Annotated in this window: 10 protein-coding genes and 1 pseudogene; 7 read left to right on the top strand and 4 right to left on the bottom strand. The window is 49.9% G+C overall.

The window, feature by feature from the left end; translation table 11 throughout:
- Positions 1–40 precede the first annotated feature (40 nt).
- Positions 41–2,110 carry a transglycosylase domain-containing protein gene (locus tag K6T23_RS20735; RefSeq protein WP_238283200.1) on the bottom strand — a complete coding sequence of 690 codons (2,070 nt, stop codon included), beginning with the start codon at positions 2,108–2,110 and terminating at the stop codon, positions 41–43.
- A gap of 319 nt (positions 2,111–2,429) precedes the next feature.
- Between K6T23_RS20735 and speE the strand changes: the two genes are divergently transcribed.
- The 6 genes from speE (at position 2,430) to K6T23_RS20705 (ending at position 7,785) form a co-directional block, all read left to right on the top strand.
- A complete protein-coding gene (gene speE / locus K6T23_RS20730; RefSeq protein WP_056539276.1) occupies positions 2,430–3,260 on the top strand; it encodes a spermidine synthase in 831 nt (276 codons plus the stop codon).
- 65 nt (positions 3,261–3,325) lie between these two features.
- Positions 3,326–4,195 (top strand): agmatinase, encoded by an 870-nt coding sequence (speB, locus tag K6T23_RS20725; protein WP_056539273.1) that lies wholly within the window; start codon positions 3,326–3,328, stop codon positions 4,193–4,195.
- Positions 4,196–4,418: 223 nt separating this feature from the next.
- A complete protein-coding gene (locus K6T23_RS20720) occupies positions 4,419–4,868 on the top strand; it encodes a YwiB family protein (protein WP_420493483.1) in 450 nt (149 codons plus the stop codon).
- Between the two features lie 4 nt (positions 4,869–4,872).
- Entirely contained in the window at positions 4,873–6,543 is a 1,671-nt protein-coding gene (gene argS / locus K6T23_RS20715) for an arginine--tRNA ligase (protein WP_056539266.1), read from the top strand.
- Positions 6,544–6,794: 251 nt separating this feature from the next.
- Complete coding sequence (locus K6T23_RS20710; protein WP_238283198.1) at positions 6,795–6,980, top strand: hypothetical protein; 186 nt, start codon at positions 6,795–6,797, stop codon at positions 6,978–6,980.
- A 385-nt stretch (positions 6,981–7,365) separates the two neighbouring features.
- Positions 7,366–7,785, top strand: a complete 420-nt coding sequence (locus K6T23_RS20705; protein ID WP_238283197.1) for a hypothetical protein — start codon at positions 7,366–7,368, stop codon at positions 7,783–7,785.
- 148 nt (positions 7,786–7,933) lie between these two features.
- On the opposite strand, the pseudogene K6T23_RS20700 reads toward K6T23_RS20705, so the two are convergent.
- The 3 genes and pseudogenes from K6T23_RS20700 to cls form a co-directional block, all read right to left on the bottom strand.
- A pseudogene (locus tag K6T23_RS20700) lies at positions 7,934–8,458 on the bottom strand (Dph6-related ATP pyrophosphatase); the annotation flags it as partial.
- Positions 8,459–8,540: 82 nt separating this feature from the next.
- Entirely contained in the window at positions 8,541–9,494 is a 954-nt protein-coding gene (gene uvsE, locus K6T23_RS20695; protein WP_238283195.1) for a UV DNA damage repair endonuclease UvsE, read from the bottom strand.
- Between the two features lie 13 nt (positions 9,495–9,507).
- On the bottom strand, positions 9,508–10,713 hold the full coding sequence (cls, locus tag K6T23_RS20690) for a cardiolipin synthase (protein ID WP_056539256.1): 1,206 nt from the start codon (positions 10,711–10,713) through the stop codon (positions 9,508–9,510).
- Between the two features lie 269 nt (positions 10,714–10,982).
- Here cls and K6T23_RS20685 point away from each other — a divergent pair, with 269 nt between their 5' ends.
- A complete protein-coding gene (locus tag K6T23_RS20685; RefSeq protein WP_238283194.1) occupies positions 10,983–13,097 on the top strand; it encodes a (Fe-S)-binding protein in 2,115 nt (704 codons plus the stop codon).
- Positions 13,098–13,114: the final 17 nt, after the last annotated feature.

Raw genomic sequence — 13,114 nt, 5'->3', positions numbered from 1 at the left:
ACCCGGATCACGCACAGATCCGGGTCTTTCTTTTTTGTGTCTAAAAGATCCAGTCCCTGAACCGATCAAGCCATGGCTTCCGCTTCTTGGATGGTGAGTGGTGGTCCCTGCCATGATTCCCTTCACGGAGATGGGTCTGGCAGTAGTCGGTCGGTTCTGTTCCTTTCACAAAATAAGTGAACCGTTGGACTGGACAGTCCTTGGTGGCAAGCTTGCCGCTCTGTGGATCCACTGCCACTCCGATCACATTCTTCGTCGGTTTGAAGCTTTTGATCGGTTCATCCTTCAGGGCCTGTTCCATGAAGTTCACCCAAATTTTCTTAGCATAATACTTATCGTTGGCGAGGTTGACTTCCTCCCCTTTATCGAATCCCGTCCATACCCCTGCCGTCAGTTGAGGGGTGAACCCGATCATCCAGTTATCCGTGTCCGTTGTGCCCGATTTCCCAGCATAGGGACGGGTGACGTCCCCAATGATCTGGGTGCCGGTCACATTGGCATAGCCGTTCAGCTTCGGATCAAAGATCCCCGTCAGCATATGGGTCATGACGAAAGCAAGGTCATGGTCAAGGACAGGTTCCTTTTTGGACGCATGCTCGTAGATTGTTTTCCCTGAGTAGTCCACCACCTTGGTGATGAAGACGGGCTTCACTTTGTATCCACCGTTGGCAAACATATTATAGGCGTTCACCATATCGATGACCCTGGCGCCGGATGTTCCGAGGGCAGAGGACGGATACTTTTTGATATCCGTCGTGATCCCGAACTGTTCTTTGGCCGTTTTCGGCAGCGTGTCCTGGCCGATGAACAGATGGGTCTTGACCGCATAGATATTATCGGAAAGGGCGATGGCCTGTGCCAGCGTAATGTCCCCGTTCGGGTACTGATTATTATAATTATGGGGTTCATACGTCGACTCCCCGTCATTGAATGTGAAGGAGGTGGGCTCGCTCTTCATCCTTGTCGACGGCGTGTAGCCTTCTTTCAGAGCTGCATAGTAAAGGAGCGGCTTGATCGTGGATCCGGGCTGTCTGATGGCCTGGACGGCACGGTTGAAAGGGCTCTGCTCATAATTCCTGCCCCCTACCATGGCCGATACGTACCCGGAAGAAGGATCCATCGAGACGAATGCAAGCTGAAGGTCGGAATCCTGCGGGATCTGTTCAGCTACGACTTTCTCGGCAATTTTCTGGTGATGGGGGTTCAAGGTCGTATAGACTTTCAGCCCACCCATTTCGATGGTACGCTCATCGATCCCGAGTTCTGAATGAAGTACGCTTTTGACGACATCCTGGAAATAGGGTGCGACATTCGCCGTCTGATTCGGATGGGTACCCGTAATGGCGAGCTTATTGTTTTTGGCAGAGTCGGCCTCTTCTTGCGTGATGCGCCGATCTTCCGCCATGGAATCCAGGATGAGAGCCTGTCTTTTCCCAGCGTTGTCTGGATGGCTGATCGGTGAGTAGTAGACTGGGGCCTTCGGAACCCCGGCAAGAACCGCCGCTTCTTCAAGGGTGAGATCCTTCGCGTCTTTTCCGAAGTAGAACTGGCTCGCTGCTTGGATTCCATAAGCTCCGTGGCCGTAATAAATGGTATTCAGATAGCCTTCTAGGATTTCTTTCTTGGAGTAATTCATCTCGATGCGCAGGGTGTACAACGCTTCCGAAATTTTCCTCTTCCATGTTTTGTCATGGGAGAGGAAGAGGTTCCGGGCGTATTGCTGAGAGATGGTGCTTGCCCCCTGTACCTTGCTCATCGCCTTCAAATCGGCAAGGGCTGCACCTCCCATCCGTTTGAAATCGAAGCCATAGTGCTTATAGAAACGTTTATCTTCGACAGAGATCGTCGCTTCAATCAGATAGGGAGATATGTCATCAAGGTCGACCCAGTATCGCTTCTCACCCGTATTCGTTTCTCCGATCACCGACCCGTCTTCTCCGTAAAGGAGACTGGCCTGAGGGACGGCGAGTGGGGGTGGACCTTTTACTTTGGCGTAAATGAGTACGGCAAGGAGCAATAATAGGAGGAGTACTACTATGGCAAGGCACGTGGCGGCTGCCAGCCTGATATATTTTTTCGATTTACCCAATTGTTTGACCATCGTCTCCATTCCTTCCCCCTCTTTCTGTCGTTCGTACGCAGAATCTATCAGACCTGCCCTTCATATTTAGTAGTATGAGATAATTTGAGGGGTTTTAAACATGATCTGCCGAATATTCACTTCCTATTTGTGGAGTGTGGAAGGTTCCTGAAAATTTCACTTGAATTTTTGCGAGTTTCCACTATACTTTTTCTCATGTTTGTATTTATCCTGAAAGGGAAGGATAATGTTGGACAATGAAGACAACCGGTCGAGGGACTGAACAATAGAGCCTGCTGCAGCACACCTTTACTGCAGCCATATCATACATGGAAAGGAAGTAGAACAAATGAGCGGACTTTGGTATACAGAGAAACAAACGGATAACTTCGGGATCACGATGAAGATCAAGAAGACCTTACATACGGAGCAAACGGATTTCCAATACCTTGAAATGGCCGAAACGGAAGAATGGGGGAACATGCTTTTCCTTGACGGTATGGTCATGACAAGTCAGAAAGACGAATTCGTTTATCATGAAATGGTGGCACACGTACCACTTTTCACCCATCCCAATCCCGAGAACGTCTTGGTCGTCGGTGGAGGCGATGGCGGTGTAATCCGTGAAGTGTTGAAGCACCCAAGCGTGAAAAAGGCCGTATTGGTTGATATCGACGGGAAAGTCATCGAGTATTCCAAGAAGTATCTTCCTGAGATTGCAGGGGAACTTGAAAACGAACGTGTCGATGTTCAAGTCGGTGACGGATTCATGCATATTGCCAAAAGTGAAAATGAATACGACGTCATCATGGTCGATTCAACGGAACCTGTAGGACCTGCCGTGAACCTCTTCACAAAAGGTTTCTACGCTGGGATCTCCAAAGCACTGAAAGAAGACGGGATCTTCGTCGCTCAGTGTGATAACCCATGGTTCAAAGCGGATCTGATCCGCCAAGTACAAAAAGACGTGAAAGAGATCTTCCCGATCACACGTCTTTACACAGCGAACATCCCGACCTATCCAAGCGGCCTGTGGGCCTTCACGATCGGTTCCAAAAAATACGATCCGACTGATGTGCCGGCAGAGCGTTTCCACGAGATCGAAACGAAGTACTACACGAAAGAGCTTCACAACGCAGCGTTCGTCCTGCCTAAATTCGTGAAAGACCTTACAGAATAAAAAACAAATGAAAAGGACGGACCTTCGAATCAGGGTCCGTCCTTCTTAAAGAGAGGAAGTATACCATGCGCTTTGATGAAGCCTATTCAGGCAATGTATTTATTAAGAGTCACCCTTCATATGAAGAAAGTTCAGTCGTCCTGTACGGCATGCCGATGGACTGGACCGTCAGCTACCGCCCGGGTTCACGCTTTGGCCCGACCCGTATCCGCGAGGTGTCCATCGGGCTTGAAGAATACAGCGCCTACCTGGATCGTGAGCTGGAAGAAGTAAAATACTACGACGCAGGGGATATCCCCCTTCCATTCGGGAACGCCCAGCGCAGTCTTGATATGATCGAAGACTACATCGACGGTCTGCTGGCAGATGGGAAGACACCATTCGGAATGGGGGGAGAGCATCTTGTATCGTGGCCCGTCATGAAAGCCGTAGCGAAAAAGCATCCGGATCTTGCCATCATCCACATGGATGCACATACCGATCTGCGTGAAGAGTATGAAGGAGAACCCCTTTCCCACTCGACACCGATCCGTAAGATCGCAGAGCATATCGGACCCGAAAATGTGTACTCCTTCGGGATTCGTTCTGGCATGAGAGAAGAATTCCAATGGGCGAAGGAAAATGGGATGCATATTTCGAAATTCGAAGTCCTTGAGCCCCTTAAGGAAATCCTGCCGACACTCGCAGGACGCCCGGTCTATGTCACCATCGACATCGATGTCCTTGACCCGGCCCATGCTCCCGGCACGGGTACAGTGGATGCTGGAGGCATCACGTCCAAAGAACTTCTTGCGTCCATCCACGAAATCGCTCGTTCTGAAGTGAATGTCGTCGGTGCAGATCTGGTGGAAGTCGCGCCAATCTATGATTCATCCGAACAAACGGCCAACACCGCGAGCAAGCTGATCCGTGAAATGATCCTCGGCTGGATGTAATTACTATTCTGCAAGCCCCTCAAGACTCCGGTCTAAGGGGCTTTTTCCTCATATCCCCACCGAAATCCCGGTCCTTCCATTGCATTTTATCAGGATAGTTCTTATAATTAATAAGTTAGAGGACAGGCTCCATCAGGCTGCCGTGTCCAGTGAAGAGACGATTCAATGATTCAGTCCAATCTGAGCCATTACCATATCAGCAATACAGCATACTAAAAAGGATGTGAGTGGTTTGACAGCTTCACCGACCGATTCCACCCCTGTCAAAATTCACTTGAAAACAAAGATCACCATCGGGGAAGAGAGCGATTCATATGAATTGATCTCATTCGGCCGATATTATGAGAAAGCAGGAGCCGTGTTCCTGAAGTACGATGAGGTACAAGAGGAAGGCACCACCAATACGATCGTCAAGCTGACCGACCGTCAGGCCCTGATCCTCCGCAGTGGAGCCGTCAAGATGAGGATGGCCTTCAACGAAGAGGAAGAACAGAATGGCTCGTATGAAAGTCAGTTGGGGACACTGTTATTGACCACCAAGACCTATTCCCTATCCCACACCCAGATGGATGCATCCCTTGAAGGGGATTTCAATCTTACCTATCAACTGAAGATGCAAGGCAATCCGGTTGGAGAGTATATCATGTCCATTCATTACAAGGAGGAAGCGTAGACCCATGAATATTGTTGAAAACGTGCAAGAAAAACTGAAAGCAGAAATCAAGGACGCTGTCATTAAAGCGGGACTTGCCACTGAAGACCAGATCCCTGATGTGATCCTGGAGACTCCGAAGGATAAAACCCACGGGGATTATTCCACAAATATGGCGATGCAGCTCGCGCGCGTGGCAAAAAAAGCTCCGCGCATGATTGCAGAAGAGCTGATCAATCACTTTGATCAATCTAAAGCGTCCATCGAGAAGCTGGACATCGCAGGACCGGGCTTCATCAACTTTTTCATGGACAACGCCTACCTCAACGACTTGATTCCTGTCATCCTTGATGAAGGCCATGACTATGGACAGTCCAATGCCGGAAACGGAGAGCGAGTGAACGTGGAATTCGTATCCGCCAATCCTACCGGAGACCTTCACCTTGGTCATGCCCGTGGAGCCGCTGTCGGTGATTCCCTGTGCAACGTTCTCGAGAAGGCAGGCTATGAAGTCACACGTGAGTATTACATCAATGATGCCGGAAACCAGATCCACAACCTTGCTGTGTCAGTAGAAGCCCGTTACTTCCAGGCCCTCGGCGAAGATAAAGCCATGCCAGAAGACGGATACCACGGTGCCGATATCATCCAGATCGGGAAGGATATTGCTGCCGAGCACGGACGCACATACGCAGAAGCGAGTGAAGAGGACCGCTATGCGTTCTTCCGTGAATACGGTTTGAAGACCGAAATGGCGAAGCTTCAAAAGGACCTTGAAATGTTCAGAGTACCATTCAACGTCTGGTACTCTGAAACATCCCTTTACAACAACGGGAAGATCGATGCCGCCCTTCAAACGCTCAAAGACAATGGCCATGTATACGAAAAAGACGGGGCGACCTGGTTCCAATCGTCTGAACTCGGTGACGATAAAGACCGCGTGTTGATCAAAAATGACGGTACGTACACGTACTTGACTCCTGACATTTCCTATCATAAAGACAAGTTCGACCGTGGACACGATGTCCTTATCAACATCTGGGGAGCGGATCACCACGGATACATCCCTCGTATGAAGGCAGCTGTCGAGGCGCTTGGTTTCGACCGCGACAAGCTTGAAGTGGAAATCATCCAACTTGTCCATCTGTACAAGGACGGCGAGAAGATGAAGATGAGCAAGCGTACCGGTAAAGCCGTGACGCTTCGTGAACTGGTCGAGGAAGTCGGCCTTGATGCCGTTCGTTATTTCTTTGCAATGAGAAGTGCGGATACGCATATGGACTTCGATCTGGATCTTGCCGTTTCCCAGTCGAATGAGAACCCGGTTTATTATGCGCAGTATGCTCATGCACGGATTTGCAGCATCCTTCGTCAGGCAGATGAGCAGGGACTTGCATCTGAAGACAAGATTGACCTGAGCCTGATCGGAACGGAGAAAGAGATCGATTTGTTGAAGAAGCTTGGTGAATTCCCACAGGTCATTGCTGATGCAGCGGAGAAACGTACACCTCACCGCATGGCTAATTACATCAATGATTTGGCTTCGGCTTTCCACAGCTTCTATAATGCGAATAAAGTTCTTGATGGGGAGAACCGTGAGTTGACTACGGCCCGTCTGGCGCTTGTGAAGACGGTACGGATTACGCTTCAGAATGCGTTGGCATTGATTGGGGTTTCTGCACCGGAGAAAATGTAAGGTTTTTGTTTAGCGAGTACGCTTCCTTTGGGGCGTGCTCGTTTTTTTGCTGTGGACATAGATAGACGTGGGAGCCAAATTTGTATAAATGGGGATGTGGGAACAGGGGCCGTTCCATTCCGCTACGACCGGCCGCTTTCCTCGGGGAGTCAGTTGAGCCGCTTCGGCTGCGCCTGCAGGGTCTCAACCTTGCCTCTATTCCCGAAGGAGTCGGCCGGTCTCCGCTACATTGCACTCTGTGGTGGTGGAAGTTGAAAAGACGCCTTTCTGCTTTAGATGTAGATCAGTGGGGAATGAAGTCCGTTTCATTCCGCTGCGGCCGCCTGCTTTCCTCGGGGAGTGAGTCGAGCCTCCTCAGCTGCGCTTCCGGGGTCTCGAGCATCCCTCTATTCCCGAAGGAGTCAGTCGGCCTCCGCTGCATTGCACTCTGCGGTTAAGGAAGAGATAGTTGGGAAAACCCCCTTCTGGTTTAGATGAAAATTAAGTTGAAATCAAGCCCGTTCCAATCCGCTGCGGCCGCCTGCTTTCCTCGGGTAGTGAGTCGAGCCTCCTCAGCTGTGCTTCAGGGGTCTCGAGCTTCACTTTATTTCCGAAGGAGTCAGTCGCCCTTCGCTGCATTGCACTGTGTGATGGAGGAGGAGGTAGGCATGAAGCCTTCTTTCTGCTTTAGATGAGAATCATGGTGCCATCAGGTCCGTTTCATACAGCCGTGGCGGGCTACTTTCTTCGGGGAGTGAGTAGGTTATCTTTGTTATGTAATAATTTTCCTGTTATGATGACTCAATAAGAGACGGGGGGATGATGGTGAGGAAGTATCTATGTGTGTTTGCTGTCTTGTGTTTTTTGACGGGGTGCGGGGTGACGGCTTGGGAGGATTTGAAGCCGCCTGATTTGACTATTTCGGCGGGGGAAGAGGACTTGTCTTATACGTTGGGTACGTTTACTTGGTCGGAAAATAAAAGGTCGGTTTCGTCTGATGCTCCTTCTCTTCTTGACCATGCCGATGTGACAAATGATGTGGAAGCAGGGGAGACTGTATCGATTGATTTTGCTCAGGAGCCGGATTTGATTGAGGTTGGCGTTTGGGAGGATGAAGAGGTGGTTTTTAAACAACTTGCAGGCAACACCATTACTCTACCGAATGATGAAAAGAGTGACGTCTTGTATGTCATTAGAGCAGAATGGCCAGAAGGTGACGCGTTATATTCTCTATCTGTCAAAACAATTGGATCACGACCCTAACTAGAGTGAGGGGCAGTCTATGGTGAGTCACAGACCGCCCGACACATGGTCAGAAAGAGGAAGTGCTTTGCGTATCTCTTTTCAACTGTACATACTCAAACCGATCCCACTTACGAAATGTCCCCACAACCGAAAAACGCACTGGGAATGCAAATCGGGGGCCGTCGAAGACAAAGGAGTGAAATTCCCCATTCTCTCCGCAGGGATCTACGTGTTCAGGCAGGTCTTGGAGGAAAGATTCATCATACTCCCTGCCTAAAAACGAAGAATCAAGCTGTTCTTCATCCACGCAGACGACAATGGCCCGGTAGCCGCGTCGGATGAAGCGCTCTGATAAGCTTTTTGTGTCCTCCCCCCACAGAGGGAAAATGGGCTTCAGTCCTGACGACTCCAGTTGCTTTTCTCTATAGTTCCGTATCTCCTCTAAGAAGAGGTCACCGAATGCCATCTCGGTGAAGCCCTCGTGCAAAAGCCCATGGACGGCTGTGCCCATGGTCTCTTCGTATTGTTTATTGGTCGGCGTGTCTTCAAATGAAACAGGATAGAGGGGGATTCCCAGGGCTTCAGCCTGGATCTTTACAAGCTCCAGGGGGACCTCGTGCATCATCATCGTGGAAGAGGCCTTTTGGAACGTGGTCAGTAAACCATGAGCGGTTCCGATTTTGTCCAGCATCATCATGCTGTCACGTCCCCCGCTCCAGGACAGGCATACTTTATTCATGGGAATCATCCTTTTTCTTCCCAGTATATCAAACTCACCAGGTAAGGGAGGCTCCGGATAAGCGTTTGACACCCCGGATGGAGGAAAGGTCTTCCACGAGCTTCAGCATGGCGAGATCTTTGTGCTTTGCTTCCACCATGATGTCGATGTCCTGATCGAGCTCTTTCACCTGTTTCATGAAGCCTTCGACGAAGGTCGAGTCGACGAGATCGGCATGGGAGCGGAACGCCTTCTCCGATTTTGGCGAAGAGACGTGGATTTTCGGTACAAGGTCTCGGTGTTGCCAGGTGTTGAAGATATCCGGTAAAAGATCTTCGAGCGGCTGTTCACAACGGTTCGCCTCGTGGTGATGGATATCGAGGACCATGGGAGTGTTGGATTGTTGGCACGCAGCCAACGTTTCCCCTGCATCATAGGTCTTGTCATCATTCTCGAGGGTCATGACCTTCCGCGCTTCATCTGGGAGCGTTTTTAGATTTTCATGGAAACGTTCCAGTGTCTTTTCTTTATCCCCGTAGGTCCCTCCGATATGGATGTTGATGACGCCTTGATCCTCAATGCCCATGAGTTCGAGCATCCGGTAGTGATACATCATATCCTTCACCGCGTTTTCTGTTACATGGTCCCGAGGGCTGGTGAAGAGGGTATATTGGTTCGGATGAAAGCTTGCTCGGATCCCGAATTGCCGGATCAGATCTCCGAGTTCTGCCCATTCTTTTTTGAACGGGGAATGGAAGTCCCACTCCACCTCTGGATGGGTGGCGAGGGGCACGAGGGAGCTCGAGAGCCGGTATACTTCGATTTCATGGGCTGCACAGAAGTAGAGGATCCGCTTCGTATGGTACAGGTTGAGTGCGGTCACTTCTTTCAATTTATCCATTCGTTCGGAAGCCGGGAGCTCCGTATAGCGTTTGAATGTCATCGTTTTGGCTGGACTTGCATCCCACAGACTGAGGGAGTTGGCCACGAATCCGAAGCGAATCTTCATCAGGCGATCCCTCCTAGAGTAGAATTGATATGGCTCCGCCGATCTTTTCCTTGATCCTGGTCATGACGGATACGTTTGCTAGATCCTCAGAAGAAAGAAGGTCAGATTCCATCATATCCTTCGCAATCTCTTTTTTAAGCGTCCCGATAAAGGCCTTGTCGTAAATCAGGTTGTTCAGTTCCAAATTGATGAAAAAGCTCCGCTGATCAAAGTTAGCTGTTCCGATATCGCAGAAGTGATCATCGATGACAAGGAGCTTAGCATGATAAAAGCCATTCAGGAACTGATAGACCTTTGCGCCTTTCGGAAGAAGCTTCCTGAAATAAGGGAAGGCCGTCTCTTTGACAATTATATGGTCGGCATTGTCCGGGACGATGATGGAGACATCGACGCCACGGTCCAGGGCACGGCAAAGGGCATCCATCAAGACAGGGGTGGGAATGAAGTAAGGAGTCCCGATGATGATCTCTTCCTTGGCTTCATCGATGAATTCCCGGAAGAAATCTTCGATATTGACCCCTTCTGTGGGGAAGATCCGATGCTTGATCAGACCCTTTTCCGGTGCAGGGAAGTATTTCGGATCATCCTCGATCTGCTTTCGGGAACCCCGATACCAATCGATCGTGAACTCCGTCTGCAGATCATGCACGCCCTCACCTTCGATCCTCAAATGATAATCCCTCCAAGGGGAAAGCTCCGGCTTGTCGTTTTCATCGATGTACTCTTTCCCGACGTTGTAGCCACCCATATAGGCGATGACCCCGTCTATGACGGTGATCTTCCGGTGGTTCCGCTGTTGGGAGGAGAAGAAGAGATAGGGAAGCCTGACTTTCTGAGTGAAGGCAACCTCCACACCTGCGTCCTTCAATTCACGGACCTTCGCTTTGGATACGCTGAAGCTGCCGAGTTGGTCCATGAGGAGCCGGACTTCAAGGCCCTCCCTGGCCTTTTCCATGAGCAGATCCATGAAACGGAAGCCGAAATGATCATCCTGTACGATATAGAAAAGCACATGGATCGACGAGGTCGCCATCTTCATTTCTTTGAACATCGTGTCAAAAAGATCCGGTCCCCTTGAAAAAAGCTGAATATCGCTCTCGCGCACGGGGTAATCACGCTTCATGCGCGTCCGGATGAAATGTTGTCTCCCCAGTTTAAAATCGACTGCCACCCAGGCAGCCGCAATGATCAGTATTCCAATGATTATGATCCACCACATCTACATCACTCTCTCATTCGAGTTCTTATTAGTATGTCCGTACAATGTCTTTCCTTTGCATCCTTTCTTCTTTTCCCTTTCGCAGGACGGTGGAAACCTGGAGGGGATGAATCCAGTAGCAATCGAAATGAAAAGGTTTTCAAAAATAAAGAAAAACCATTGACTGAATGCTCATTCATTATATAATGGAGGTAAGGATTATTCAGAATATTTATTTGGTTTGAAAAGTTCGCGCGGAACTGGACCAAAGAAGGGGGAGGGTTTGTTCCATGAACGGATTATTGATCGTGAACTGGATTGCATTTGTCCTTGTGACTGTCTACGCACTCAGTTTGTTTGTCTATGTGGTGAAAACAAGGATAGAATTCATCAAGCTCGGTAAGAAAGTAGAGTTCGATCAACGCTTCAAAGAGCGTTTCCAGAAGATACTGGTAAATGTATTCGGTCAGAAAAAGCTTCTAAAGGATAAAAAGAGCGGGATTATCCATGTAATGTTCTTTTATGGCTTCATCCTCGTGCAATTCGGAGCCATTGATTTCATCGTGAAGGGACTTGCACCAGGCAGTCATCTGCCGCTTGGTCCATTGTATCCCGGCTTTACCTTCTTCCAGGAAATCGTCACGCTGATGATCCTGGTCGCCGTCGTATGGGCCTTCCATCGCCGATATGTGGAGAAGCTTGTGCGATTGAAGCGAGGATTCAAGTCCGGTCTCGTGCTTCTGTTCATCGGAGGACTCATGCTTTCAGTCCTTGTCGGGAACGGAATGAGCCTGATCTGGCATGCTGAAGAGCTTTCATGGACGGAGCCGATTGCGTCTATAATTGGGGGAGCGCTTGGTGGAATCGGTGAAACGGCCTCTGTCGCAATCTTCTACGTCGCCTGGTGGATACACCTCTTATTCCTTCTTGCATTCCTTGTGTATGTGCCTCAATCCAAGCATGCTCACTTGATTGCTGGACCGGCCAATGTATACTTCAACCGTCTCGATCCTCCCGGTAAGCTGAAAGCCATCGATTTTGAAGATGAAACGGTCGAAAGCTATGGCGTAGGGAAGATTGAAGAGTTCACCCAAACGCAAATGATCGATTTCTATGCGTGCGTGGAGTGTGGGCGATGTACGAATATGTGTCCGGCGACCGGTACAGGGAAGATGCTTTCTCCGATGGATCTCATCGTGAAACTGCGTGACAACCTGACGAACCACGGGGCTGCCGTCACTCAGAAAAAACCATGGGTCCCGACATTTGCCTTCAATCATACGAAGGGGAATCAGCTGGCCATGGCAGGGGCGACTGCTGCCGCAGAAGAAGCGGCTTCAGCAGCTGCCTACAGCCCGAGCCTCATCGGCGATGTCATAACGGAAGAAGAGATTTGGGCATGTACGACCTGTCGTAACTGTGAAGATCAATGTCCGGTCATGAATGAGCACGTCGATAAGATCATCGACCTTCGCCGCTATCTTGTACTGACGGAAGGAAAGATGGATGCCGACGCCCAGCGTGCGATGCAGAACATCGAGCGTCAGGGGAATCCGTGGGGTCTTAACCGGAAGGAACGTGAGAACTGGCGTGAAGCCCGCGAAGATGTTCACATCCCGACGGTCAAAGAACTGAAGAAGGCCGGCGAAGAGTTCGAATTCCTCTTCTGGGTTGGAAGCATGGGTTCATTCGATAACCGCAGTCAAAAGATTGCCCTTTCCTTCGCCAAACTGATGAATGAAGCGGGTGTGAAATTCGCCATCCTCGGTAACAAGGAGAAGAACTCCGGTGACACGCCTCGCCGACTCGGGAATGAATTCCTGTTCCAAGAGCTAGCAGGTCAGAATATCGCAGAGTTCGAGAAGAATGACGTGAAGAAGATCGTCACCATCGATCCTCATGCATACAACATTTTCAAGAATGAGTACACGGACTTCGGACTAGAAGCGGAAGTCTATCACCACACAGAACTCCTGTATGAACTGGTGAGGGACGGCAGGCTGAAGCCGACTTATGAGGTAAGGGAAACGATCACCTTCCATGATTCCTGTTACCTTGGCCGTTACAATGAAGTCTACGATCCTCCGCGTGAGATCCTCAAGGCCATTTCCGGTGTGAAACTGGTTGAGATGGACCGGAACCGAGAAAAAGGCATGTGCTGCGGGGCAGGTGGCGGACTCATGTGGATGGAAGAAGATGCAGGGCACCGCGTAAACGTATCGCGTACAGAGCAGGCGCTTGCAGTTGCCCCTTCTGTCATCTCATCGGGTTGTCCTTATTGCCTCACGATGCTGTCTGATGGGACAAAGGCAAAGGAAGTGGAAGAAACGGTCTCGACCCTGGATGTAGCAGAACTGCTTGAGAAAGCCGTATGTGGAAGTGGTCCGGATCAAGCCGCCTCTTAATCTAGTAAAAAAGGTTT

The sequence above is a fragment of the Rossellomorea marisflavi genome (assembly GCF_022170785.1).
In the GTDB taxonomy this organism is placed as follows: domain Bacteria; phylum Bacillota; class Bacilli; order Bacillales; family Bacillaceae_B; genus Rossellomorea; species Rossellomorea marisflavi_B.
This window is presented reverse-complemented; position numbering and strand designations above follow the sequence as displayed.